The sequence below is a fragment of the Demequina ureilytica genome (genome assembly GCF_048553575.1).
Taxonomy (GTDB): domain Bacteria; phylum Actinomycetota; class Actinomycetes; order Actinomycetales; family Demequinaceae; genus Demequina.
Map to the genome: position 1 here is coordinate 397,171 of NZ_JBLZIE010000001.1, position 23,435 is coordinate 420,605.

Annotated in this window: 24 protein-coding genes; 12 read left to right on the plus strand and 12 right to left on the minus strand. The window is 69.4% G+C overall.

Annotation, left to right across the window (positions count from 1 at the left end; genetic code table 11):
• Positions 1–40: 40 nt before the first annotated feature.
• Genes ACNI3K_RS01755 through yicI form a run of 3 tightly spaced genes read left to right on the plus strand, consistent with a single transcriptional unit; the run spans position 41 to position 4,209 of the window.
• Positions 41–1,006, plus strand: coding sequence for a carbohydrate ABC transporter permease (locus tag ACNI3K_RS01755; protein WP_419390138.1), 966 nt, complete (start codon positions 41–43; stop codon positions 1,004–1,006).
• A gap of 3 nt (positions 1,007–1,009) precedes the next feature.
• Positions 1,010–1,939: a carbohydrate ABC transporter permease gene (locus ACNI3K_RS01760; RefSeq protein WP_419390139.1), complete on the plus strand. Its 930-nt coding sequence runs from the start codon at positions 1,010–1,012 to the stop codon at positions 1,937–1,939.
• Entirely contained in the window at positions 1,939–4,209 is a 2,271-nt protein-coding gene (yicI, locus tag ACNI3K_RS01765) for an alpha-xylosidase (RefSeq protein ID WP_419390140.1), read from the plus strand. The genes ACNI3K_RS01760 and yicI overlap by 1 nt, the downstream gene beginning before the upstream one ends.
• A 254-nt stretch (positions 4,210–4,463) precedes the next feature.
• Here the strand turns inward: yicI and ACNI3K_RS01770 are convergent, their stop codons facing one another.
• On the minus strand, positions 4,464–4,736 hold the full coding sequence (locus tag ACNI3K_RS01770; protein ID WP_419390141.1) for a hypothetical protein: 273 nt from the start codon (positions 4,734–4,736) through the stop codon (positions 4,464–4,466).
• Positions 4,737–4,842: 106 nt separating this feature from the next.
• Between ACNI3K_RS01770 and metZ the strand changes: the two genes are divergently transcribed.
• From metZ to ACNI3K_RS01785, 3 genes are read left to right on the plus strand one after another with little or no spacing between them, the layout of a single operon-like run.
• Positions 4,843–6,066: an O-succinylhomoserine sulfhydrylase gene (metZ, locus tag ACNI3K_RS01775; protein ID WP_419390142.1), complete on the plus strand. Its 1,224-nt coding sequence runs from the start codon at positions 4,843–4,845 to the stop codon at positions 6,064–6,066.
• Between the two features lie 15 nt (positions 6,067–6,081).
• Positions 6,082–6,855, plus strand: coding sequence for a hypothetical protein (locus ACNI3K_RS01780; RefSeq protein ID WP_419390143.1), 774 nt, complete (start codon positions 6,082–6,084; stop codon positions 6,853–6,855).
• Positions 6,852–8,060: a PrsW family intramembrane metalloprotease gene (locus tag ACNI3K_RS01785; protein ID WP_419390144.1), complete on the plus strand. Its 1,209-nt coding sequence runs from the start codon at positions 6,852–6,854 to the stop codon at positions 8,058–8,060. Before ACNI3K_RS01780 ends, ACNI3K_RS01785 begins: the two co-directional genes overlap by 4 nt.
• Before the next feature lie 33 nt (positions 8,061–8,093).
• Here the strand turns inward: ACNI3K_RS01785 and ACNI3K_RS01790 are convergent, their stop codons facing one another.
• The 5 genes from ACNI3K_RS01790 to ACNI3K_RS01810 form a co-directional block, all read right to left on the minus strand.
• Positions 8,094–10,577: a heavy metal translocating P-type ATPase gene (locus tag ACNI3K_RS01790; RefSeq protein ID WP_419390145.1), complete on the minus strand. Its 2,484-nt coding sequence runs from the start codon at positions 10,575–10,577 to the stop codon at positions 8,094–8,096.
• The gene (locus ACNI3K_RS01795; RefSeq protein ID WP_419390146.1) at positions 10,574–10,798 is read right to left on the minus strand and encodes a heavy-metal-associated domain-containing protein; all 225 of its coding nucleotides are present in this window, start codon (positions 10,796–10,798) and stop codon (positions 10,574–10,576) included. The genes ACNI3K_RS01790 and ACNI3K_RS01795 overlap by 4 nt, the downstream gene beginning before the upstream one ends.
• Positions 10,799–11,052: 254 nt before the next feature.
• On the minus strand, positions 11,053–12,471 hold the full coding sequence (pntB, locus tag ACNI3K_RS01800; RefSeq protein ID WP_419390147.1) for a Re/Si-specific NAD(P)(+) transhydrogenase subunit beta: 1,419 nt from the start codon (positions 12,469–12,471) through the stop codon (positions 11,053–11,055).
• A gap of 4 nt (positions 12,472–12,475) precedes the next feature.
• Positions 12,476–14,038: a Re/Si-specific NAD(P)(+) transhydrogenase subunit alpha gene (locus ACNI3K_RS01805; protein ID WP_419390148.1), complete on the minus strand. Its 1,563-nt coding sequence runs from the start codon at positions 14,036–14,038 to the stop codon at positions 12,476–12,478.
• A gap of 300 nt (positions 14,039–14,338) precedes the next feature.
• Positions 14,339–14,737 carry a heavy metal-responsive transcriptional regulator gene (locus tag ACNI3K_RS01810; protein ID WP_419390149.1) on the minus strand — a complete coding sequence of 133 codons (399 nt, stop codon included), beginning with the start codon at positions 14,735–14,737 and terminating at the stop codon, positions 14,339–14,341.
• A gap of 157 nt (positions 14,738–14,894) precedes the next feature.
• On the opposite strand from ACNI3K_RS01810, the gene ACNI3K_RS01815 reads away from it, so the two are divergent.
• Complete coding sequence (locus tag ACNI3K_RS01815; protein ID WP_419390150.1) at positions 14,895–15,599, plus strand: aspartate/glutamate racemase family protein; 705 nt, start codon at positions 14,895–14,897, stop codon at positions 15,597–15,599.
• A 15-nt stretch (positions 15,600–15,614) separates the two neighbouring features.
• On the opposite strand, the gene ACNI3K_RS01820 is transcribed toward ACNI3K_RS01815, so the two are convergent.
• Both ACNI3K_RS01820 and ACNI3K_RS01825 read right to left on the minus strand, forming a co-directional pair.
• Positions 15,615–16,607 (minus strand): GNAT family N-acetyltransferase, encoded by a 993-nt coding sequence (locus ACNI3K_RS01820; RefSeq protein WP_419390151.1) that lies wholly within the window; start codon positions 16,605–16,607, stop codon positions 15,615–15,617.
• A 29-nt stretch (positions 16,608–16,636) separates the two neighbouring features.
• Complete coding sequence (locus ACNI3K_RS01825) at positions 16,637–18,130, minus strand: deoxyguanosinetriphosphate triphosphohydrolase family protein (RefSeq protein ID WP_419390152.1); 1,494 nt, start codon at positions 18,128–18,130, stop codon at positions 16,637–16,639.
• A gap of 172 nt (positions 18,131–18,302) precedes the next feature.
• Here ACNI3K_RS01825 and ACNI3K_RS01830 point away from each other — a divergent pair, with 172 nt between their 5' ends.
• From ACNI3K_RS01830 to ACNI3K_RS01850, 5 genes are all read left to right on the plus strand, one after another.
• Positions 18,303–18,698 carry a hypothetical protein gene (locus ACNI3K_RS01830; RefSeq protein WP_419390153.1) on the plus strand — a complete coding sequence of 132 codons (396 nt, stop codon included), beginning with the start codon at positions 18,303–18,305 and terminating at the stop codon, positions 18,696–18,698.
• A 91-nt stretch (positions 18,699–18,789) separates the two neighbouring features.
• Complete coding sequence (locus ACNI3K_RS01835) at positions 18,790–19,116, plus strand: hypothetical protein (protein ID WP_419390154.1); 327 nt, start codon at positions 18,790–18,792, stop codon at positions 19,114–19,116.
• The gene (locus ACNI3K_RS01840) at positions 19,113–19,391 is read left to right on the plus strand and encodes a hypothetical protein (protein ID WP_419390155.1); all 279 of its coding nucleotides are present in this window, start codon (positions 19,113–19,115) and stop codon (positions 19,389–19,391) included. Before ACNI3K_RS01835 ends, ACNI3K_RS01840 begins: the two co-directional genes overlap by 4 nt.
• Before the next feature lie 85 nt (positions 19,392–19,476).
• Entirely contained in the window at positions 19,477–20,550 is a 1,074-nt protein-coding gene (locus ACNI3K_RS01845; protein ID WP_419390156.1) for an LLM class flavin-dependent oxidoreductase, read from the plus strand.
• 45 nt (positions 20,551–20,595) lie between these two features.
• Positions 20,596–21,114 carry a metallophosphoesterase family protein gene (locus ACNI3K_RS01850; protein ID WP_419390157.1) on the plus strand — a complete coding sequence of 173 codons (519 nt, stop codon included), beginning with the start codon at positions 20,596–20,598 and terminating at the stop codon, positions 21,112–21,114.
• Positions 21,115–21,155: 41 nt separating this feature from the next.
• Here the strand turns inward: ACNI3K_RS01850 and ACNI3K_RS01855 are convergent, their stop codons facing one another.
• The 4 genes from ACNI3K_RS01855 to purS form a co-directional block, all read right to left on the minus strand.
• Positions 21,156–21,653 carry an ASCH domain-containing protein gene (locus ACNI3K_RS01855; RefSeq protein WP_419391086.1) on the minus strand — a complete coding sequence of 166 codons (498 nt, stop codon included), beginning with the start codon at positions 21,651–21,653 and terminating at the stop codon, positions 21,156–21,158.
• A gap of 66 nt (positions 21,654–21,719) precedes the next feature.
• Positions 21,720–22,400, minus strand: coding sequence for a nucleoside/nucleotide kinase family protein (locus ACNI3K_RS01860; RefSeq protein ID WP_419390158.1), 681 nt, complete (start codon positions 22,398–22,400; stop codon positions 21,720–21,722).
• Positions 22,401–22,402: 2 nt separating this feature from the next.
• Positions 22,403–23,104 carry a phosphoribosylformylglycinamidine synthase subunit PurQ gene (gene purQ / locus ACNI3K_RS01865; protein WP_419390159.1) on the minus strand — a complete coding sequence of 234 codons (702 nt, stop codon included), beginning with the start codon at positions 23,102–23,104 and terminating at the stop codon, positions 22,403–22,405.
• Entirely contained in the window at positions 23,104–23,352 is a 249-nt protein-coding gene (gene purS / locus ACNI3K_RS01870) for a phosphoribosylformylglycinamidine synthase subunit PurS (protein WP_419390160.1), read from the minus strand. Before purS ends, purQ begins: the two co-directional genes overlap by 1 nt.
• Positions 23,353–23,435: the final 83 nt, after the last annotated feature.

Below are 23,435 nucleotides of genomic sequence, written 5' to 3' on the forward strand. Positions count from 1 at the left end.
CCGGGCGACACCGCCCGGGCCGCACCGGAGAAGGACACTCATGACCCCCACGATGACGCCCAAGCGGCGACGGCGCGCCGACCAGCCCGCCCGCATCCCTGAGCGCGGCGGCCGCAAGCTCGGCTACTGGCTCTACTTTCTGCCCGGCGCCCTCCTGGTGTCGGTCATCATCATCTACCCCATCGTCCGCAACCTGCGCCTGAGCTTCTTCCATTGGCGCGGGGGACGCGCGGAGGAGGAGTTCGCTGGCCTGGAGAACTGGGCCGCGCTCCTGCAGGACCAGGAGTACATCCAGTCCTTCCAGAACATCATCCTGGTGATCTTCGCCATGGTGATCATCCCCACGCTGCTTGGCCTGGTCATCGCGGCGCTGCTGTTCGACGTGATCGGCCGGCGGTTCGGCGGCAAGCTGTCGAGCTTCCTGCGCGCCACGTACTACCTGCCGCAGATCCTCCCCATCGCCGTGGCCGGCGTGCTGTTCGGATGGCTGCTCAGGCCCAACTCGAGCGGCGTCGTCAACCAGTTCCTGACCTTCATCACCGGCTCCGAGACCACCGTGAACTGGCTCGGCGGCTCATACCCGACGGCCATGGGATCCGTCATGGTGCTGATGATCTGGATCCAGATCGGCTATCCGGTCGTCATCTTCATGGCGGCACTGCAGCGCGTCGACCCCGAGCTGTACGAGGCCGCGGAACTCGACGGCGCCAACTGGTACGAGCGGTTCCGCGCCATCACGCTCGCGCAGATCAAGCCCGAGGTGTTCGTCGTGTCGCTGACGACCACCATCGCGGCCATGAAGGTCTTCGCGCCCGTGTTCATCCTCACCCAAGGCGGACCGAACAAGTCCACCTACGTGCCGTCCTTCTACGCGTACAACGAGTTCGTGAACGGGACCGACAAGGGCTACGCGGCCGCGATCGCCTCGTCGATCACGATCCTCGTGGCCATCGTGGCCGTCATCTTCATCCGCGTGCAGAACCGCTCCGAGCGAAAGGACGCGTGACCCATGACCACCACGCCTGTCCGCAAAATCCCCGCCCCCGCATCGGCCGCAGGCGGTGAGCCCCCGAGCGAGGAGCGACGTCTCAAGGCCCGCAGTCGCCGCGGAGGCCGCCCCCGTACCGCCGCCGAATGGGTCCTGATGATCCTGGGCGTCCTCGGCGCCCTCATCGTCATCTTCCCGATACTGCTGCTGCTCATCAACGCGTTCAAGTCGCCCTCCGACTACTCCACGTCGAGCCCGCTCGATCTGCCCCGCAGCTTCGACCTCACGGGCATCCAGACGTTCTGGGAGCAGAACAACTTCCCGCGCGCGCTGTGGAACTCGATCTTCATCTCCACGATGGTCGCGTTCCTCGCGGTCATCCTGTCGGTGCTGAACTCGTTCGCGATCGGCATCGGCCGGGTGCGCGGCCGCACGTGGCTCGTGCTGCTGTTCCTGATGGCCAACCTGGTGCCCCAGGAGATGCTCTTCGACCCGCTGTTCACCCTCTACGACGACCTGGGGCTGCTGTCCAACTCGTGGTCCGTGATCATCACGTTCGTGGTGATCCAGTCCGCGTTCGGCACGTACCTGCTGTCGAGCCTGCTGGGCACGTTCCCCAAGGAGATCCTCGAGGCGGCCGCCGTTGACGGCGCGAGCCGGTGGCGGATCCTGCGCTCGATCATCGTGCCGGTGGTGCGCCCGACGCTGTCCGTCCTGATGGTGTTCTTCTTCATCTGGACCTGGAACGAGTTCCTGCTGCCGCTGGCCTTCCTCAACACGTCCGATTCGCTCACCGTCCCGCTCGTGCTCGAGCAGCTCAGCGGCGAGCGTCAGACGGACACCACCACGCTGATCGCCGGCACGCTGATCAGCATCATCCCGACCATCATCTTCTTCCTCATCTTCCAGCGCACGCTGACCCGAGGAATCACGGCAGGAGCAGTGAAGTAATGAAGTTCACCGACGGTTTTTGGCATCTGCGCCCCGGCGTCACCGCGAACTACGCTCAAGAGGCATACGACATCGCGCCCGCACAGACCCCTGACGGCGACGGGATCGTCGTCCATGCGCCCTCGCAGCGCATCGAGTCTCGCGGCAACGTGCTCAACCGGGCGCTGCTCACGGTCACGCTGTCCTCGCCCCTCGAGGGAGTGGTGCGGGTGCGGATCGAGCACCACCAGGGAGCGCATCGGTCGCCGGGCTTCGCCCTCGCGACCGAGCCCGGCGCGGCTACCGTCCACACGGACGATGCGGGGGCCAGCCTGGTCACGGGCGGCCTCACCGCGCGCATCGGCAAGGGCGCGCCGTGGGACCTGTCCTTCTCGCGCGCAGGCCGCCGGCTCACCGGCTCCGGGCACAAGTCCGTGGGCCACATGGCGCTTGCGGCCGATGCGCCCGTCACCGTGGGGCCTGCAGGGGTCGCTGGGTACACGGAGACCGGTCTCGCGCCGTCGCGCACCTATGTGCACGAGCAGCTCGACCTCGACGTCGGTGAGTTGATCTACGGGCTCGGCGAGCGGTTCGGGGCGTTCGTCAAGAACGGCCAAGCGATAGACATCTGGAACGCCGACGGTGGGACCAGCTCGGAGCTGTCCTACAAGAACGTGCCGTTCTACCTGTCCTCGCGCGGGTACGGCGTGCTGGTGAACCAGCCCGAGCACGTGTCGTTCGAGGTCGGGTCCGAGGCCGTGGAGCGCGTGCAGTTCTCCACCGCCGGCGAGGCGCTCGAGTACCTCGTGTTCGACGGTCCCACGCCGCGCGACGTCATCGACCGCTACACGCGCCTCACGGGGCGGCCGCCGGTAGTGCCGGCCTGGTCGTATGGCCTGTGGCTGTCGACCTCGTTCACCACCGACTACGACGAGCAGACCGTCAACTCGTTCGTCGACGGCATGCGTGAGCGCGACATTCCCTTGAGCGTCTTTCACTTCGACTGCTTCTGGATGCGCGAGTTCAACTGGACCGACCTGGAGTGGGATTCCCGGACCTTCCCCGATCCGGAAGGCATGCTCGCGCGCCTGCACGATGACAAGGACCTGCGCGTGTGCGTGTGGATCAACCCCTACATCGCGCAGCGAGGCCGCATGTTCGCGGAGGCCGTGGAGGCGGGCTACCTGGTCAAGCGGGCCGACGGCACCGTGTGGCAGTGGGACATGTGGCAGGCGGGCATGGGACTCGTCGACTTCACCAATCCCGATGCGCGCGCGTGGTTCAAGGACCGCCTGCGCGAGGTCATCCGTCAGGGCGTGGATGCGCTCAAGACCGACTTCGGCGAGCGGGTTCCCACCGATGTGGTGTGGCACGACGGCTCGTCGCCCCAGACCATGCACAACCTCTACACGCAGCTGTATAACGAGGCCGTGTGGGAGGTGCTGCTCGAGGAGCGGGGCCAGGGCGAGGCGGTGCTGTTCTCACGCTCCGCGACCGCCGGCGGACAGACCATGCCGGTGCACTGGGGCGGCGACAACTCGTCGACCTATGTGTCGATGGCGGAGACTCTGCGCGGCGGGCTGTCGCTCGCCTCGTCCGGGTTCGGGTACTGGAGCCACGACATCGGCGGCTTCGAGGGCACGCCCGACCCTGGCGTGTTCAAGCGCTGGCTGGCCTTCGGGCTGTTGAGCTCACACTCACGCCTGCACGGCTCGACCTCGTACCGGGTGCCGTGGGCGTTCGACGACGAGGCCGTCGCGGTGACCAAGCGGTTCGCGGAGCTTAAGAACACGCTGATGCCCTACCTCTACACCGCGGGTGCCGATGCGGCAGCCAGCGGAGTGTCGGTGGCGCGCCCCATGTTCTTCGAGTTCCCCGAGGACCCGGCGGTCGGCTACCTGGACCGGCAGTACATGCTCGGCGAGGACCTGCTGATCGCGCCGGTGATGTCCGCCGACGGGGTGGTGGACTTCTACCTGCCCGCGGGCACGTGGACGTCGCTCCTCACCGGCGAGCGGGTCGAGGGCGGCCGCTGGGTGCGCGAGACTCACGGCTTCGACACCCTGCCCGTGTACGTGCGGCCCGGTGCCGTGATCCCGCGCGGTGCCCGCAGCGACTGTCCGGACTACGACTTCCTCGACGGGCTGGTCCTCGACGTCTACCCTTCAGCGGATGAGATCGACACGAACGTTGATGTGGTGACAGCAGAGGGTCGACGGGTCACGTTCCGCGTGACGGGCTCGGGCGACTCCGCCACCACCGACGGCGCGACGGTGCACGTCCACCGCTGACGCGCGGCGCGGCCCCCACCCTGCGACCGGGGGCCGCGCCATCTCTCCTCCCGCAGCCCGTGACCGGCGGGCCGGATCAACTCAGCCCCGTGCCGGTGCCCGTGCGGGCGTGGCCGCGCGGGGCTCAGTTCGTCCGGCCGGTCGGCCAGTTGTGGCGGGCGAATGCGCGATCTCGGCCCCCGCGTCGGCCGCCCGCGGAGCGACCGTGACGCTGTCCGTCGACCCCGACGGGGACGGCCTTGCCCTGGCGGCGGTCACCACCACAGCTTGGTGACGGTCACGCCATCCCCGCCGGTCCCGGGCCACGTGCACGCAAAGCCCGGCGGCGTCCACGACCAGGAGAACTGGACCGAGGATCCCGTCGCCCGCGCCGGTACCGCTTCCTCGGCGGAGCACGCGGTGGCCATCTGTCTCCACCCGAGCGCACCGTAGAACAGCGCGCCGGTGGCCGCGAGCGTCGCGATGAGCAGCGCCACCGCCACGCGCACCAGCCAGCGCGTGCGGCTAGCAACAAGGTCGGGGGACATCCGCCCACCCTGCCTCACTGCCGCAGCACCCTCAAAACTGCGAATGCCGCGCACCGCCAGCGCCCGGCCTCCGCTCGCGCCCCGCACGCGCCGCTACCCTGATCCCATGACAGCACAGGACCTCCCTCGCGGCCTTCGACCGGACACGCTCGCGCTCCACACCGGCATCCACCGTTCCGCGGCGAATGAGATGTCCGAGGGCCTGTACCTCACGCAGGGGTACGCATACGAGAACGCCGAGCAGGCGCGTGACGCGTTCGCCGGCGACATCGACATCTACATGTACTCGCGCTACGGCAACCCCACGGTGACCGCCTTCCAGGAGCGGCTCGCCGCGATCGAGGGCGCCGAGTCCTGCTTCGCCACGTCCACCGGCATGAGTGCGGTGTTCGTCTCGCTCGCGTCGATCCTCGGTCAGGGGGACAGGCTGGTCGCCTCGCGCGCGCTGTTCGGCTCCACGCTCCAGGTGTTCGCGAACTTCTTCGACAAGTGGGGAATCGAGATCGACTACGTCGACGCCCACGACAACGAAGACTGGGAGCGCGTGCTCGCGACCCCCGCGAAGGCCGTCTACATCGAGTCGCCGACCAACCCCATGCAGGATGTGGTCGACATTCCGTTCGTGGCGACGCTCACCAAACAGGCCGGCGCGCTGTTCATCGTCGACAACGTCTTCGCCACTGCGATCGGCCAGAAGCCGCTCGAACTCGGGGCCGATGCCGTGGTCTACTCCGCGACCAAGCACATCGACGGCCAGGGCCGGGTGCTGGGCGGCGCGATCCTCGGCTCGGCCGAGTACGTTGACGGCCCCGTCAAGACCATGGTGCGCCAGATGGGCGCCACGATCTCGCCATTCAACGCATGGGTGCTCGTGAAGGCCCTCGAGACGCTGTCGGTGCGAGTCGAGCGACAGGCCGCGAGCGCGATCGAATTGGCGCGCTGGCTCGAGGCTCACCCCAAGGTCGCCCTCGCGCGCTATCCCTTGCTGCCGTCTCACCCGCAGTACGAGCGCGCGGCCCGCCAGATGACCATCGGCGGCACGCTGGTGACCCTTGACTTGAGCGTGGGCGACGGCGTGGACATCGCCGGTCCCGAGTCGCAGGCCGCTGCATTCCGGTTCATGAACGCGCTGCGGCTGTTCACGATCTCTAACAATCTGGGCGACGCCAAGTCGATCTCCACGCACCCCGCGACCACCACCCACAACAAGATGACGCCGGAGGCCCGCGCGTCGGTGGGCATCTCCGAGACGACGGTACGGCTGTCGATAGGCCTCGAGGACGTCGAGGACCTGCGTGCCGACCTGGAGCAGGCGCTCGCGCACGTCTAGCGCACGCCGTACGTCATGACCGATGAACTGCCTCCCGCGGCCGATGCGGGGGCGGGGGGCGAGCAGAGACGCACCGGCGGCGAGTACGAAAGGGCCGGCGGCGACGCACCACGGAGCGACAACGACCGCCCGGGGCGACGGGTGCGCGGCGGCGCTCACGCTCCGGAACCCTGGGTGCCCCAACAGCCCACCAGCCAGACGCTCGAGCTCCTGCGCACGCGCCTGCCGCTGTCGATCCGCCTGATCGGGCGCAGTTCGCTCCCGGGCGCGCTGCTGGTACTGGCCATCGCCTTCGTCTTCATCGGGGCGGTGCCCCTGGCCGCCACGCTCCAGCTCGATGCTGCCCAGGCGACCGGCGAGGTCATCTCGGTCGGCAACGAGATCGAGCTCACGGTGGCGGAGGACTGGCGCATCGACTCGCAGGACGGCCGCGCGACCGTGCTGTCGAGTGGCAGCTCCCAACTGGTCGTCATACCGGCCTATGAGGAGTCCCGCTCGTCGAGCGCGGTGGTAGCCGCAGAGATCGCCGCGGTCGAAGGAGACCAGTCCAGCTCGTGGGTGACCGGCGAGCCAGAGACCTTCACCACCGAGGCGGGAGACACCGGCGTGACGATCTCCGCGAGCAGCGAGACGAACGCTCGCGAGGTGTGGGCGGTGAGCCACGACGGCCTCACCACGGTTGCGGTGCTCTCCACCACCATCGAGAGTTGGGCTATCGCGGAGCCGCAGGCGCAGGCAATGGTCGATTCCTTGGTGTTCGCCGACGACTCGGCGGGAGTCGGACCGTGAACGCGCGCGAGCCTCAGCCGCTCACCGTCACGCTCTCGGCGCTGCCGCGGCTGTCGCCGCGCACCTCGTCGTTCGTCGATGTCCGCTCGTGGGTCTTCTGGGTGTTCGTCTTTCTCACGGCCTTTGGCCTGGTGCGCTGGGCCCCGCTGGTGGTGGGCGGCCTCGCGGGAAATCCCACCACGGGGGTGCTGTCGGGGATTCTGTGGGTGCTGTACGGGTTCGCCTTCCTCGTCCTGCTCTACCGGCTCGAGCTGTTCGAGCGTCGCTCCCCCGCCACTGTCTTCGGCGCCCTGCTGTGGGGCGCTCTCGCGGGCCCCGGACTGGGGGCCATCGCCGCGCCCGCGATGCACGATCTGGTGGCCGGACTGATCGGCGCCGACAACCCATGGATCCCGTCCTTCGCCGCTCCGCTCGTGGAGGAGCCCCTCAAGCTGCTCGGCGTCCTCGCCCTCGCGCTGATCCCTGGCGCCCGTGTGCGGTCCGCGGCGGATGGCCTGTTCTACGGCGCCGTCGTGGGCCTGGGCTTCCAGGTGTCGGAGGGATTCCTCTACACGGCCACGTTCGCCGCCGACGCCGAGACCGGCACCGTGACGGCGATGTTCCTGCTGAGAGGCATCATCGGCGGGCTGTGGAGCCACGCGACGTTCGCCGCGATGGCCGGCGCGGGGCTCGGGTACTTCTTCAATGCGACCGCCCCTCGGCGCCAACGGCTCGCCGTGCTGTGCGGCACGCTAGGGCTGTCCATCGCGGTGCACGGGTTCTTCAATGCGCCGCTGCTTGGCGCGGATCCATACGTGAGTTCGGTGGTGAAGGGCCTACCCGTGCTGCTGCTATTCCTGGCCGTGCTGCGGTGGGCGCACGTGCGCGAGCGGCGTACCTTCGCCGGTCTCGCCGCCCACGTGGTGCCCGACGACCTGGTGAGCCCGGGCGACTTCAGCACCCTCGCCACGCGGCGAGCACGCCGTCGCGCACGGCGATGGGCGCGCCACCGGGGCGGATACGCCACGGCACGCGCCCTCAAGCGGCTGCAAGGCGCGCAACTGAGCCTGCTCACCGCGGCGCACGAGGACGGGTGGGGGTCGCCGCGCACAGTCGAGCTGTCACGCGACGTCAGAATCCTCGCGGTGACGCTCGACCGCCGTCAGGCTGAGTCCGACCTGCGTCGCCGGCGGCCCGCTCCCGAGGGGTACTCACCGCGCCGCTGATTCCCGCCCGCGCCGAGAGCTCTGATATCCGGGTCAGCGCGCGCGGTAGCCCGCGAATGTACGCAGCCGCAGCGAGTTGCCCACCACGAACAGGCTCGAGGCCCCCATCGCGCCGGCCGCGATCATGGGGTTGAGGATTCCCAGCGCCGCGAGCGGGATCGCCGCCACGTTGTACGCGAAGGCCCAGAACAGGTTCCCCCTGATCGTGCCGAGCGTGCGCCGGGACAGGGCAATCGCATCGGCCGCCGCCCGCAGGTCGCCCGTGACGATGGTGAGGTCCGAGGCCTCGCGAGCCACGTCCGTGCCGGTGCCCACGGCGAGCCCCAGATCGGCCTGCGCCAGCGCGGGGGCGTCGTTGATGCCGTCGCCGACCATGGCGACGCGCACGCGCTTGGAGCCGCCATCACCCGCCTGCAGCTCGCGGATCACGTCGGCCTTGTCGCCAGGCAGCACCTCGGCGATCACCCGGTCGATGCCGAGCGGCTCGGCCACCGCGCGCGCTGCCCGCTCGTTATCGCCCGTCAGCAGCACCACCTCGAGACCGAGCTCGCGGAACGCCGCGATGGCCTCCGAGCTGGTGGGCTTGACGGTGTCGCTCACGGCGACGACGGCCTCGGCGACGGCCGATGCGCGGGTCGCCAGGGTGCCCGAGCCCAGCCCGCCTCCGTCCGTCGGCACGCGACCCGCGAAGATCGCGGTCTGGCCTTCGGCCTCGGCAGCGGCGGCAAGCTCCTCGAGAGCGTGAGGCACCTCGTCGAACATGCGGCGCGACCCCACCAAGACGTCGGCGTTCGCAGCCTGCTCGCCCGGAGCCTCACCCGCGTGCCCCACGTGCTGGACGGTCGCGATCACGCCCTGACCGGGCACGTTGCGGAAGCCCTTGAGGCGCAACCGCCCGGGCCGCGCATCGGCGATCGCCTGGGCCACCGGGTGCTCGGAGCGGGCCTCGACCGAGGCGACGGCGTCGAGCAAGGCCGCCTCCGCATCGGCGCCGTGCTTGTCACGCACGCCGGGCGCCGCCGCGGAGACCAGCGACATCTTGCCTTCGGTGACCGTGCCGGTCTTGTCGAGCACGATGGTCTGAATGTCGCGGGTGTCTTCGAGCGCCTCGGGCCCGCGCACGAGCACGCCCAACTGCGCGCCACGACCGGTGCCGACCATGATGCCCAGCGGAGTTGCCAGGCCCAATGCGCAAGGGCAGCTGATGATCAGCACCGCGACGGCGGCCGTGAAGGCCGCGTTGACGTCCCCGGTGAGCGCCCACCACGAGGCGAGCGTGATCAGTGCGATGGCGATGACGACGGGAACGAACACCCGCGAGATGCGGTCCGCGAGTCGCTGCACGCGGGCGCGGCCCGACTGCGCGTCGTCCACCATCTGGGCGATCTGCGCGAGCATGGTCTCCGCGCCCACCTTGGTTGCCTCGACCGTTAGCGCGCCATCGGTGGCGATGGTGCCGCCGATGACCTGGGACTCCTTGCCGGTCCCGGCCTCCACGCGCACCGGCACGGACTCGCCGGTCACGAGGCTCGCGTCAACCGCGGCGGAGCCCTCCACGACGGTGCCGTCGGTCGCGATGGTCTCGCCGGGGCGCACCACGAACCGCATCCCCACCTCGAGTGCGTCCCGCTCGATGACGGTGCCATCCTCGAGCCGCGCCGTGGAGCTCTGACGCGAGCTGAGCGCCCGAATCGCGTCGCCGGCGCGCGCCGTCGAACGAGTCTCGAGCCACTTGCCCAGCAGGATCAGCGTGACGATGACCGCGCCGGTCTCGTAGTAGATGTGCCCCTCGCTGAGGGCACCGAAGGCGTGGCCGATCAGCACCACCGTGGACCACGTCCACGCCGCGACGGTGCCCATCGTGACGAGCGTGTCCATGTTGGTGGCGCCATGGCGCGCAGACATCAGGGTGCTGCGGTGGAACGGCCACGCGGCCCAGCCGATCACCGGGGTCGCGAGCGCGGCGGCCACCCACTCCCAGCCGGCGAACTGCCAGGGCATCACCATGGAGATCGCGGTCAGCGGGACGGTGAGGATGGCCGCGACGATGAAGCGCCGCCGGTAGTCGGCGATGCGCGAGGCGTCCGCCTGCATGTGCGCGGCGTGCTCGTCCATGTCGTCGTCGTGCGAGCCGTGCTGCCCCTGAGCGCCGTCGGTGCCGTGCGCCGCCGAAGCCTGGAGCGCATCGGCCAACTGGCCGTCAACCGTGCCCGGGCGCGGGCGCGGGCGGCTCAGCACCTTGTAGCCGAGCCCTTCGATCGAGCCACGCATCTGCTCCTCGAGCTGCGCGGCGTCCACGCTGCCGTCGGGCCGCACCGTGGCGCGCCGGGTCGCGTAGTTCACGACCGCATCGTCCACGCCGGGAAGCTTAGACAGGCCGCCCTGGATCGAGGCGGCGCAACTGGAGCACGTCATGCCGTCCACGGCGAGGTTAATCGCCTGGATCTGCGGAATACCGTCGGTGGTGTCCGAGGACGTGGCGCTGTTAGGTGACGTGGCGCTCTGCGAGGTGGTCACGAGGCCACCACGCGGTAGCCGGTGCTCTCCACGGCCTCGTCGATCGCGAACCCCAGGTCCTCGGCCGGCACGGTGCCGTCGGGACGCACCTGGACCAGCCCGGTGGCGTGGTCGACCTCGGCAGCCGCGACGCCATCGGTGCTCTCGAGCGCGCCGCGCACCTTGCCCGCGCAACCGTTGCAGGTCATGCCCTCGACGGTGATCTCGATGGTCTCGCTCATGGCTGTCTCCTCTCGTGGATCGCCCCTGCGACCCGTCATGTGACCACGTTAAACCTTCCAGTGGGGTGGAAGGTCAAGCGGGAGTTCTGCGGAGTTTCGCACCGGCGGGACGGACCACCTGAGTCGCCCCTCGCGCGCTCAGCACGGTAACGCGCGAGTGGGCTCAGTTCATCCGGCCGCTCGGTCGTTGACAGCGCATTACGGCCGATGCGCGGGCCGGGTCAGCGTCCCCGCTGGCGCGTGCGCGGGACCGGTCAGGCCTCGATCGGGTCCGACACGGGTAGAGCGGCCAGGATCGCCTCGACCTGGGTCTTGGCGTCGCCGAACAGCATCGACGCGTTGTCGCGGAAGAACAGCGGGTTCTGCACGCCCGCGTAGCCGGTGGCCATCGAGCGCTTGAACACCACGACCTGGCGGGACTTCCACACCTCGAGCACCGGCATGCCGGCGATCGGCGAAGACGGGTCCTCGAGCGCTGCGGGGTTCACCGTGTCGTTGGCGCCGATCACCAGCACCACGTCGGTATCCGCGAAGTCCGCATTGATCTCGTCGAGCTCGAGCACGATGTCGTAGGGCACTCGCGCCTCGGCGAGCAGCACGTTCATGTGGCCCGGCAGACGTCCGGCCACGGGGTGGACGGCGAAGCGCACGTCGGCCCCACCCGCGCGCAGCCGGCGCACCAGCTCCGCCACGGGGTACTGCGCCTTCGCGACGGCCATGCCATATCCGGGAGCGATCACCACGGACTTGGCGGTCGCGAGCAGTTGAGCGGTCTCGTCGACGGTCATCTCGGTGTGGGTCAGATCCGAATCGACCTCGCCCGATCCCGACGAAGGCGCCACGCCTCCCCCGCCAAAGCCTCCCAGGATGACGGCGATGAACGTGCGGTTCATGGCCTTGCACATGATGTAGCTGAGGATCGCTCCAGAGGAGCCCACCAGCGCGCCCACCACGATCAGCAGGGTGTTGCCGAGCATGAAGCCGGCGGCGGCTGCGGCCCAACCCGAGTACGAGTTGAGCATCGACACCACGACGGGCATGTCCCCGCCGCCGATCGCCGCGACCAGGTGTGCGCCAATCGCCAGTGCGATCAGGGTCATGATCGCCAGCGGCCACACGGACGGCGCGGCGATGAACCATGCCATCAGGCCAGCGCTCGCGACCAGGCCCGCGAGGTTCAGCAGATGCCGTCCGGGCAGCGTCAGCGGCGCGGAGGACATCTTCGCGGACAGCTTGAGGTACGCCACGATCGACCCGGTGAAGGTGATCGCGCCGATGAATACGCCGAGGAAGACCTCGACCTGGTGCATCGCGTCGTGCGGCTCGGTGAGGTATGAGTTGAAGCCGATCAGCACGGCGGCGGCACCCACGAACGAGTGCAGGATCGCGATGAGCTCGGGCATCTGAGTCATCTCGACCGAGCGGGCCCGCCAGGTTCCCACGAGCGCACCGATGAGGAGCACCGCGAGGATGAGCACCGCGGTGACGCCTACGGGCCGCTCCGACCGCTCGAGCGCGAGGGCGATGGTCGCGAGGATCGCGATGGCCATCCCGACCATGCCCATCAGGTTGCCGCGGCGGGCGGTGGTCTGCTTGGACAGCCCCGCGAGGGACAGGATGAACAGCACGGCCGCGACGAGGTAGGCGACCTGAGCGATGGACAGCACCGTCACGGTGTCACGCCCCCTTCTGGAACATGCCGAGCATGCGATAGGTCACGAGGAATCCACCGAACACGTTGACCGAGGCGACCGCCGCTGCCACAAACGCCAGCACGGTCACCACCAGGTTCGAGGACCCGAGCTGCAGCAGCGCGCCCACGAGGATGATTCCCGAGATGGCATTGGTCTGGCTCATCAGGGGCGTGTGGAGGGAGTGGCTGACGTTCGAGATCACGTAGTAGCCGATGACCACCGCGAGCACGAACACCGTAAACATCGCGAGGAACGTCGGCGAGGAGAACGCGAGCGCGATGGCCAGCGCTCCGGCGCCGATTCCCATCAGCCACGTGCGGCGGGTCCTCGGATCCATACGCTGCTTGGCTGCGGCCGATGCGGCAGGCGGCTCGGCCGCTTCCGGCATCACGGCGGCGGGCTCAGCAGGCGCGGGAGCAGCGGAGACCTGCACCGGGGGTGGCGGCCACAGCACCTCGCCCTCGTGGGCGACGGTCATCCCGCGCACCACCACGTCCTCGAGATCCAGCACGGCGGCGCCGTCCTTCGCGGGCGTGAGCAGCGCGAGCAGGTGAACGATGTTGGTGCCGAGTAGCTGCGACGAGTGCTGCGGCATGCGGCCGGGCAGGTCGGTCCAACCCAGGATCGTGACACCGCCCTCGGTGACAACCCTGTCGCCGGGGACGGTGAGCTCGCAGTTGCCTCCGCCGGAGGCAGCCAGGTCGACGATGACGGAACCTGGACGCATCCCCGAGACCGCATCGGCCGTGATGGTCGTGGGCGCCTGGCCCCGCACGAGCGCGGTGGTGATGACCACATCCGCTCCCGCGGCTTCCCGCGCGTAGAGCTCGTGGGTGAGGCGCTCTTGCGCTTCGGTCAGCACGCTCGCGTAGCCGTCGGTCGAGACCTCCTGCTGTGCGGCGGGCAGCGACACGAAGGTCGCGCCCATCGACTCGATCTCCTCGGCGGCCTCGGGGCGCACGTCGAAGGCCCGCACCTGGGCGCCGAGCGACACCGCGGCACCGATGGCCGCGAGTCCCGCGACCCCTCCGCCGATGACGAACACGGTGGCGGGCGGGGTCTTGCCGGCCGCGGTGACCTGGCCGGCGAACATGCCGCCGTAGGACTCGGCAGCCTCGATCACAGCTCGGTAGCCGGCGACGTTGGACATGCTCGACAGCACGTCGAGAGCCTGGGCGCGCGAGATGCGCGGGACCGCGTCGAGCGCCAGCGCCGTGATGCCGCGCTCGGCGTAGACGGACATGCGCTCGGGGTGGGAGTGCGGCGTGAGCGAGGCCGCGAGGATCGCGCCCTTCTTCACCAGGGCCAGCTCGGTGTCGGTGGGCGCGTTCACGGCGATGACGATGTCTCCGGACCACGCGTCCGCGCGGTTGCAGATGCGGGCGCCCGCGGCCACGTAGGCCTCGTCGGGAAGGCTCGCCTCCATGCCGGCACCGGACTCGACGGCGACGTCGTAGCCGAGGGCCACGAGCTTTTCGACGGTGCGGGGGGTCGCGGCGACCAGGCGTTCGCCCGCGCGGGTCTCCTTGGGGACTGTGATGAGCATGCTTGGGCGCGCCCTCCGTCTCGAGTCTGGGAGATGGCGGCCGTGCCGCGCAGGGTGCGCACCGCCGCCATCTGCTCTCAGACTAGGGCCGTTCCAGGGCGGCTTCTGCGGGACCCACGTCCCAGCAAGAGGCCCGGCGCGTCGGCGGGGCCGGTCCGCGGACCGACGGGCCGGACCAGTTGAGTCATGCGTCGCGTCTCAAGCACCGACCCGCTCGCAGCGGCTCAGTTGATCCGGTCGCTCGGTCGCCGGGCGGCGAGGTCCGGCCGATGCGCGGGCACGGCAGTCAGCCGCGTCGCCTCAGTGCGCGCCGACCACCTGGCAGCGGTTGGGGTCGTTGCACGCGGCGGGGTCGAGCACGTCCGCACGCTGCGACAGCGACACGAGCTCCGCCCGCGCGGACTGCAGCGACGCGATCTGCGCGTCGATGTCCTCGAGGTGGCGGTTCAGCAGGGCACGAGTGTGCTCGCACGTGCCGTGTCCCTCGGCCTTCATGTCCAGGATGGCGCGCGACTCCTTGAGAGTCAGTCCCGCGGCCTGCGCGTCGCGCACGAACTGCAGTCGCTCCACGGCGTCCTCGTCGTAGTCCCGGTATCCGGATCCGGTGCGCCCCGGATCCTTCAGCAGACCCACCGACTCGTAGTAGCGGACCGTCTTGGCGGTCACGCCTGCCTGCTGGGCCAATTCGCCGATGCGCATGGTCACTCCCGTGGGTTGGTTCGTCTCGTCAACGTTACAGCGCGCTGGAGGGTTCCCGCATAGGGGCCACGAGCCGGCCGCCCAGCCGTAGACGCAGGTGCCGCAAGCGCACGACCTGGCCCTCGCATCGGCCGCACCGAGCCAATAGCCTGGACTGATGCGCACCGAACCCCGCCGCCTTGGCCTGCTCGGAGGAATCACCTGGCACAGCTCTCTCGAGTTCGAGCGACTGCTGAACGAGGGCGTCAACGACCGCCTGGGAGGGTCGAGCGCCGCCGACCTGCTGGTCCGCTCGTACAACTTCCAGCAGATCGCCGATGCCCAGGCTGCGGGCGACTGGGAGGCACTGGGCGCGCGTTTCGCGGCGGATGCTGCGGCTCTCGAGTACGCGGGCGCGGAGGCGATCCTGATCTGCGCCAACACCATGCACAAGGTGGCACCCACGGTCGCGGGTGCGATCGAGGTGCCGCTCATCCACATGCTCGACGCGACGGCCGATGCGATCGTGGCCGCCGGCCTCGACACCGTCGCGCTGCTCGGCACCGGGTACACCATGCGCGACCCGTTCTACCGCGAACACATGGCGGCGCGGGGCGTCACCACGATCGTGCCCGACGAGCCCGCGCTTGCCGAACTCCACGAGCTCATCTACGGATCGCTCGCCCGCGGCATCGTGCCCGCCGGCGCCAGCGCTCAGGTGCGCGCTCTCTACCTGGCGCTTCGCGAGCGCGGCGCGCAGGGGGTCATCTCCGGCTGCACCGAGATCCCCATGGTGCTGACCGCCGAGGACGTCGGCGAGCCGTACTTCGATTCGATGGGCCTGCACGTCGAGGCGGCGCTGGAGTTCGCGCTCGCCGAATGACGCCCGCCTGGGCGGCTACCAGCCGATGCGGTCGAGGACCTCGGCGGCTACCTCGAGCCGGTCTCGGTCGCCCGCGTTGTCCACCACCGCGTCATCCAGCTCCAGGTCCTCCAGCACCGCGTCTAGCTCGACGGTGCGCGCCGTCGCCCAGTCGCGCCAATAGCCCTCGGGCTCGCGCGCGGCAACCCGCTCGAGTCGAGTCTCCTGTGGTGCCACCACCCGGACGATCGTCACCTCAGCCGCACCCGGATCGGCGCTCGCGAAGGCGCGCTCGTAGCGCGCGCGGTCGTTCGCGTCCTCCACGACTCGCGGGATGACCATGAGCCCGTAGCCGCGCGCTCGGAACACCCCGGCGACCGCGGCGAGAGAGTCGAACAGCAGCGCCTGCTGATAGGGGTCGGAGCCTGGCGCCGGCACCGCCTGACACAGCGCGTCCGCGTCGATGAACCCGCTCCGCGCGGCTCGCGCTCCCAGCAGATCGTGCATCGCGGCGGCCACCGTGGTCTTGCCCGCGCCCACAGTGCCGTTGATGACCACCACCCGAGTGGCGAGGTGCTTGGCGTAGCAGCGGGAGTCAGGTTCGTCCCGATACTCGCCGTACGGCGCCATGGGCGTCCACCCCGCGGACTCGTACAGCGCCATCGCCTCGGGCTGGCCGGTGCCAGTCTCGAGGATCAGCCGGGTGGCGCCGGCCTTGCGCGCGGTGGCCTCGGCGGCGCCGAGCATCACCCGCGCGTGACCGTGGCCCCGATGACCGGGATCGACCCACAGCCGCTTGAGCTCGACGTCACCCGGCGCGGTCTCGGCATACGGAGACCAGCGGGCGACGATGGACGCGACCGGCGCACCGTCCTCGGCGTAGCCCACCCACGAGCCCACCAGCGTGGGGAACTGCGTCTCCAGCTCCAGGTCGGGCTCGTCGTAGCGCTCGGCGAGGTCGCGCTCCTGGGCCTTCCACAGCCGGTGCGCGTCGGCATCGTCAGCGGCCACGCTGCGGACAGTGATCATGAAGGGATTGTAGGGAGTGGAGGCCGCGCCTACAGACCCTGGCCCGCGTCCCAGAGACGTTCCGTGTGCCCGGCCAGCAGCGCGTCGAGGTGAGCGGCCTGAGCGTCGGTCAGGGCGCCCACGTAGTCGATGACGCCGCGGCCGGCAGCGCGCCGGCGCAGCTCGCGCTCGTCGATATCGGGCAGCGCCTCCGGGTGCTCGCGGGCCACGGCGAGGTAGTCGTGGGTCGCCAGGTCCACCAGCTCGATCATGCGGCGCGGGGCCCGCCGCACGTCGTGAGCGTCGTCGAGCCACTCGGTGAATCCATCCACCAGCCGTTCCAGCAGGCTCGCCTGGCCACGCTGGTAGACCGCGAGGTCGGGACGGTCGAGGATGAACCGCTCGTGCAGGAACTTCAGCACGGCGACCTCGTGCCACGCCGTCCGGTCGAGCATCACGTGCCCAGAGCGCTCAGCCGGCTCGCGGTGCACCTCGACCGAGGACTGCAGGTGACGAATCCAATCGCCCGTGAAGCGCGCGAGCGCGCGGTCCGCGCTCAGCGAACCGTCGAACGGCACCGTGAGCAGTCCCTCGATTACCTCCTCGGTGACCCGCGCGACGGCATTGTCGAAGGCCTCGGCGTCCGCGATCCACGGGTCGCGCTCCGCGAGGCGGCGCCACAGGATCTCGAGCGAGTATCCGGGGGCCCGGCTGCGCGACTGCAGGGTCAGCGTGTCGAGAGCGCGCAGCTCGGCGAGGTTCCGGCGCCACTCGCGGAACTCCCCCGCGATCGTCCCCTGGTTGAGCAGGCCCGCACGGTAGAAGTCGTCGAGGTCGTGCAGCGAATAGGCGATGTCATCAGCGATGTCCATCACCGAGCACTCGAGCGTCTGCTGGCCGGCCGCGATGGTGGGATAGGCGTCCCGGGCGGCCCGCGCATCGGCCGCATCGATCACATACATCGAGAACTTGTGACTCGTCGCTCCCCGCCGGCTGCCGCCCTCGCCCCGCCGCCACGGGTACTTGAGCACTGCGGCGCGCACGGCGCTCGTGAGGTTCAGCCCCACCCCGGAGACGTCGTGCTCGTCGAGCCGGGTGAGGATCCGATACGTCTGCGCGTTGCCCTCGAACCCCTCCTGGAGGCGGAACCGGTCACGGGCCAGCCTGTCGAGGGCGCGCTCCCCGAGGTGGCCGAACGGCGGGTGGCCCACATCGTGGGCGCTGGCGGCGGCCTGCACCACCACGGGGTCGCACCCGCCCAGCTCTTCGACGAGCTGTCCCACGGGGCCCGTGTCGCGGTGCAGGTGCATCGCGATGGCACGCGCCACAGCAGCGACCTTGACCGAGTGGGTGAGCCGGTTGTGGACGGCCAGGCCCGCGCCGGACTGCGAGATGACCTGGGTGACGGCGGACAGCCGCGCGAAGTACGGCGAGAAGCGGATGCGCTCCAGGTCCACCCGGAAGTGGGGATTCCTCTCAGCCAGCTGGAAGTCGTCGAGCACCTCGGGCGCGCGGCGGGCAGTGCGGGGATCGGCCTCGGTCATACGTCCATCCTGGTGCATGCGCGTGCTGGCGGGTACGGGGACGACATTCGCGAGACGCCGCAGTGTGCCAGCATGGAAGACGCCGGTGGCACCGACGCTATTTGCCCAAGGAGGCACTTCCGTGCGCACGCAGCAAGAGAATGAGCTCGTGCCTGCCTCGCGAGGGTCTACGATGAAGGCCGCGCTGACCGAGCCCCAGCCTCGCGGTGCAACCGTCGCCGTTCTCGCAGGCCTCGCCCCGCTCGCTGCAGGCATGATCTGGGTGATTCTCAAGGGCGCCGGCGAACCACCATGGGCGGGGCCCTGGCCTCTGTTGCCCACGATGCTCGCATTGGTCGTCCTCGGCATCGTCTTCAGCCTGGCGGACAGCGGATGGGCCCGCGCCGGCACGAAGGCCATCCGGGTCGTCATCTCACTGCACATACTGTTCGCCGCATGGCGATGGCTGAACGCCTCCGAACCCCCAATCTGGGTGCCGTTCGCAGTCTGTGGCGGCACTGCGATCATCGTCGGCGCGACGGTCGCCGGAGCACTCGCCAACTCTCGGAGCGTGAGCCGACATGAGTGAATCCGCGACACGGACGCCCGCTCTGCGGACCGCACTGACTCGCCCTCTCCCGCGCCGCGTCAGGATCGTCAACTACGTAGCGCTCGTCCCCTTGACCGCAGCCATTGTCTGGACGGTCGCGAACTTCCCCGACGACCGGAACTGGCCAGTGGGTCTGGCGTACGTGGCGCTAGCGGTCGCATTGATTGGCTTGGCGCTGTCCTTCGCCGAGGAACGCTGGGCCCAGGCGGGCGCAAAGGCCAGCCAGGTCATCTTCTCGGCATTCGTCCTCCTCATGTACGTCGACATGATCCGCGATGCGGAAACCCCACTGTGGGTGCCGTTCGCCTTCTACGGCAGCCTGGCCGTCATCGTCGGAGCGACGATTGCCGGCAAGGGGGAGAACTACCGCGCCGCGAAGACGGGTGAGATCCGGTGACCGAGCACGAACTGCGCCGACAGGCCTTCAAGACTTGGCTGACCGCTCGCCCTCCGCGCTGGGCATCGATCGCGATGGCCCCGTTCGGCATCGCACTGACCATTCTCACGGTTTGGTTCTTCGCCACGCTCTCGAACCCGCCTCGGTGGATCCTTCCAGTGTCCGAACCACTCTCGGTCATCCTGTGGCTGCTGTTGATCGCCGGCTTCGCTGGCTCCTACCGCCGCATCTTGCGCGACCTCAAGCGCGAACAAGGCGACTCCGCGACTTCCTAGCCCCCGCATCGGCCGCCCGGAATGGCCGATGCACTCCTCACGTTGATCTCGGTGGATACTTGAGGCTTCAACTACGGAGGATTGCATGCTGAATATCGGGTTCTTGAGCTTCGGTTGGTGGTCCGGCGCGCCCGGCTCGCGCGTGCGCACCGCGAGCGAACTCATGCACGACACCATTCGGCTTGCCGAGGCCGCTGAGGACGCGGAGATGGACGGCGCGTGGATCCGCATCCACCACTACGAGCAGAACACCTCGTCGCCGTTCCCGCTGCTGTCCGCGATGGGGGCGCGCACCTCGCGCGTCGAGCTCGGCACCGGCGTGATCAACATGCGCTACGAGAACCCGCTGTACATGGCGGAGGCGGCCGGCACCGCGGACCTGATCTCGGGCGGGCGGCTCCAGCTCGGCGTGAGCCGCGGCAGCCCCGAGCCCGCAGCCGATGGCCCTGGCACCTTCGGCTACCCCCTCCCGGTGGGCAAGCTTCCGGTCGAGGACGCGGCCGAGCGCATCGCTCAGTTCCGCGACGCGATCTCGGGCACCGGCATCGCCGACCCGGGTGCGAACGCACACGTGCGCCCCGGCACCAAGTTGCCCATCACTCCGCAGTCCCCCGGCCTCACCGAGCGCATCTGGTACGGCGCGGGCGGCGAGGAGTCGGCTCGCAAGGTAGGCGAACTGGGCATGAACCTCATGTCTTCGACGCTGGTCGAAGGCGGTACCGGCGAGCCGCTGGCAGTGATCCAGTCGCGCCAGATCGACGGCTTCCGGTCCGCGTGGGCCGACGCCGGCCACGGGGACGTGCCGCGAGTGTCCGTGTCGCGTTCAATTCAGCCGATCATCGACGAGGAGACCGCCCTGTACTTCAGCCCCACCCTTGAGCGGGACAAGATGGGGGCCAACCGCGACCAGGTGGGCTCGATCGACAACTTCATCGCCACGTTCGGGAAGACCTACGTGGGCGACATGGACAAGCTCGAACGCGAGCTGCGGGACGACGAGGCAGTCATGAGCTCCGACACACTGCTGGTGACCATTCCCAACCAGTTAGGCGCCGACTTCAATCACCGCACCTTCCACGCGTTCAAGGAGCTGCGCGACCGGCTTGCGCCGCACCACACCGGGCCGCGCGAGGGGTTGCGGGGGTTCGAGCGGCACTAAGCGCGGTGACCTCATTGGCGTGACGGCCATGCAATCCTCGGAGGTGTGACCACGCGCATCCTGCTCATAAGCGACACCCATGTTCCGAAGAAGGCCCGCGCCCTGCAGCCGCAGGTGTGGGCGCTCATCGAGCAGGCCGACATCGTGCTGCACGCAGGCGACTGGGTCGATGAGGCGCTCCTCGACGAGATCGAAGGCCGGGCATCCCGCCTCGTGGGCGTCGCGGGCAACAACGATGGGCCCGCGCTGTGGAGGCGGCTGGGCGAAATCGCGCGTGTGGAGATCGAGGGCGTGCGGTTCGCCATGACTCATGAGACCGGGGATGCGGCGCGGCGCGAGCGACGCTGCGATGCGAGGTTCGGGCCCACCAGCCCCGAGCCGGCCGACGTTCTCGTGTTCGGTCACTCGCACATTCCCTGGGATTCGACGACGCCCGGCGGACTGCGCCTGCTCAACCCCGGCTCGCCCACCGACCGTCGCCGACAGCCCGTGGGAACCGTCATGACGGCCGTTGCCGACGACGGGGTTCTGCGCGACGTCACCCTCGTGCCGACGCCGCGCTGACGGCGCGGGCTGCCCGGGGGACTACGCGGTTTCGAGCGGCACTACCGTGCGGTGCCCGGCTCGGGAGCGAGGAGCCGGAATCGCTCGCACACGACCGGCATGTCCGGCTCGAATCCACGCGGATTCTCCGAGTGCTCGCGCCAGTAGCGCTCATGCACCGCCCGCCAGTAGGCAAGGGTCCGATCACCTTCGCCCTCTGCGCGAGCGTGATCGGCGTCAACCTGGTCGAACGGGACGATGCGGATCTTGGTGGTCTCGATCAGCGCTCGGGGTATGCCGGCCCCGTCGAGGATGATGCTCAACTCACCCTCCTGCGGTAGCGGCTCTCCACTGGGCTCGTAGTCCCACAGCGATGACGCTGTCCCGGTCTTGGCACCGTCCAGCACCAGCGCCAGCAAGCTGTCCGCATGCGCAGGGGTGGCTCCGAACGCCCATGCCTCCGGCAGCGCCTCGGGAAGGTGAGGCATCAGTTCCCGGCAGTCGTTCCAGAACGCCGCGAGGGCTGAGGGTTCCGTCACCCGCACCACGGTAGCGGCCATCACGGCTCACACCGGTTGTCGCGAAGGCAGGAAGGGGGGCTTGGGCGGGACCGACTGCCGGCGTCGTCAGATGACGGGTACGGAACCGAGCGACGGCCCGGACAGGATTCGGGGGCGCTTGGGATCGGCATTGTCGACCACGACGAGCGCCTTGTGCCGGGGAGCCACCTCGCGGCGGTAGATCAGTTGGCCATCGAAGTAACGCCGCTGCAAGGGATCGTCCGGGTCGGCCTCGAGGCCGTCTCGCTTGACCATGCGGGTGAACCGTACCGAGTAGGGCGCCTCGACCCACACCACGGCGTTCCACCAGTCAGCGAGGCCGGGGTGCTGCATGAACAGCCCGTCGGCGAGCAGCGTCACCTCGTCGCCGACGCCCACCGACCGGGTGTCGGGCAGGAGTTCGTCCGACTTCAGGTCGTGGTGACGCAGTGTCACCACCCGGTCTCCGCCCGGGGCGAGCGGCTTCAGCACCTTCTCGATGAAGGCCTCATGGTCGAACGAGTCCTCCCAGAAGCCGCGCGGGCTCGTTCGCCCCTGGCGGTAGCGATGCTCACGCTGATGGTGAAAGTCGTCCATGCTGACCTCGACCACGTCGCGGCCGCGGCAGCGCAACTCGGCACCCAGCTCTTTTCGCAGGGTGGTCTTGCCCGCCGCGTCAGGCCCATCGATCGCGATCAGCACCGGCGCGCCCTCAGGCCGAGGGAGCGAGTCGGCGACGGTGCCGATGACCTTCTGGCGGCGATCCATGGCTACCCGGTGGCGACCAGTCCCTTGATCGCCGAGGTGAAGAACGCGAGGCCGTCAGTGCCGCGACGGCCGTTGAGCTGCGAATCGGGTCCGAACCCGGGCTCAACCGCGTGCTCCGGGTGAGGCATGAGACCCACGACGTTGCCGCGGCCGTTGGTGATGCCGGCGATGTCGCGCCGCGAGCCGTTGGGGTTCCAGCCCGAGTAACGGAACGCGACCAGGCCCTCGCCCTCGAGCTCGTCGAGCGTGTGCTCGTCCGCGACGTACTGGCCGTCCTGGTTCTTGAGCGGGATGGTGATCTCCTGTCCCGCCTCATAGTCGCCGGACCACGCGGTGGTGGCGTTCTCGACCCGCAAGACCTGGTCGCGGCACACGAAGTGGAGGTGCTCGTTCTTGATCATCGACCCTGGCAGCAGGTGCACTTCAGTGAGCACCTGGAAGCCGTTGCAGATGCCTAGCACCGGCATGCCTCCACGGGCAGCATCCACCACGCGTTCCATGATGGGCGAGAACCGCGAGATCGCGCCCGCGCGCAGGTAGTCGCCGTAGCTGAAGCCACCGGGCAGCACCACCGCGTCGACCCCTTGAAGGTCAGCGTCGGTATGGAACAGGTTGACGGATTCGCCGCCGGCGAGGCGCACGGCGCGCGCGGCGTCGCGATCGTCGAGCGATCCGGGAAAGGTGACGACGCCGATGCGGGCCATCAGTCGACGACCTCCACGGCCACCACGTCCTCGATCACAGGGTTGCTGAGCATCGTCGAGGCCGCGTCGCGGGCCTGAGCGAGCAGCTCCTCCGTCACGTCGCCATCGACGGCAAGCTCGAACCGCTTACCCTGGCGGACCGACGCGAAGCCATGAAAACCGAGCCGCGGGAGCGCGGCGCCCACGGCCTTGCCCTGGGGGTCGAGGATCTCAGGCTTGGGCATCACGTGGACGACGATCGTGGGCATGACTGCATCTTAACGGCTCGACCGCGCACGCCCGGCGGCCGGCTGCACGCATGGACCGCGACTACGCTGGCGTGGGCCCCACC

Coding starts and splice junctions, on each gene's coding strand:
- ACNI3K_RS01755 (WP_419390138.1), top strand. CDS start 41: ATGACCCCCACGATGACGCCCAAGCGGCGACGGCGCGCCGACCAGCCC.
- ACNI3K_RS01760 (WP_419390139.1), top strand. CDS start 1,010: ATGACCACCACGCCTGTCCGCAAAATCCCCGCCCCCGCATCGGCCGCA.
- yicI (WP_419390140.1), top strand. CDS start 1,939: ATGAAGTTCACCGACGGTTTTTGGCATCTGCGCCCCGGCGTCACCGCG.
- ACNI3K_RS01770 (WP_419390141.1), bottom strand. CDS start 4,736: ATGTCCCCCGACCTTGTTGCTAGCCGCACGCGCTGGCTGGTGCGCGTG.
- metZ (WP_419390142.1), top strand. CDS start 4,843: ATGACAGCACAGGACCTCCCTCGCGGCCTTCGACCGGACACGCTCGCG.
- ACNI3K_RS01780 (WP_419390143.1), top strand. CDS start 6,082: ATGACCGATGAACTGCCTCCCGCGGCCGATGCGGGGGCGGGGGGCGAG.
- ACNI3K_RS01795 (WP_419390146.1), bottom strand. CDS start 10,798: ATGAGCGAGACCATCGAGATCACCGTCGAGGGCATGACCTGCAACGGT.
- ACNI3K_RS01805 (WP_419390148.1), bottom strand. CDS start 14,038: ATGCTCATCACAGTCCCCAAGGAGACCCGCGCGGGCGAACGCCTGGTC.
- ACNI3K_RS01810 (WP_419390149.1), bottom strand. CDS start 14,737: ATGCGCATCGGCGAATTGGCCCAGCAGGCAGGCGTGACCGCCAAGACG.
- ACNI3K_RS01815 (WP_419390150.1), top strand. CDS start 14,895: ATGCGCACCGAACCCCGCCGCCTTGGCCTGCTCGGAGGAATCACCTGG.
- ACNI3K_RS01820 (WP_419390151.1), bottom strand. CDS start 16,607: ATGATCACTGTCCGCAGCGTGGCCGCTGACGATGCCGACGCGCACCGG.
- ACNI3K_RS01825 (WP_419390152.1), bottom strand. CDS start 18,130: ATGACCGAGGCCGATCCCCGCACTGCCCGCCGCGCGCCCGAGGTGCTC.
- ACNI3K_RS01830 (WP_419390153.1), top strand. CDS start 18,303: ATGAAGGCCGCGCTGACCGAGCCCCAGCCTCGCGGTGCAACCGTCGCC.
- ACNI3K_RS01845 (WP_419390156.1), top strand. CDS start 19,477: ATGCTGAATATCGGGTTCTTGAGCTTCGGTTGGTGGTCCGGCGCGCCC.
- ACNI3K_RS01855 (WP_419391086.1), bottom strand. CDS start 21,653: ATGGCCGCTACCGTGGTGCGGGTGACGGAACCCTCAGCCCTCGCGGCG.
- ACNI3K_RS01860 (WP_419390158.1), bottom strand. CDS start 22,400: ATGGATCGCCGCCAGAAGGTCATCGGCACCGTCGCCGACTCGCTCCCT.
- purQ (WP_419390159.1), bottom strand. CDS start 23,104: ATGGCCCGCATCGGCGTCGTCACCTTTCCCGGATCGCTCGACGATCGC.
- purS (WP_419390160.1), bottom strand. CDS start 23,352: ATGCCCACGATCGTCGTCCACGTGATGCCCAAGCCTGAGATCCTCGAC.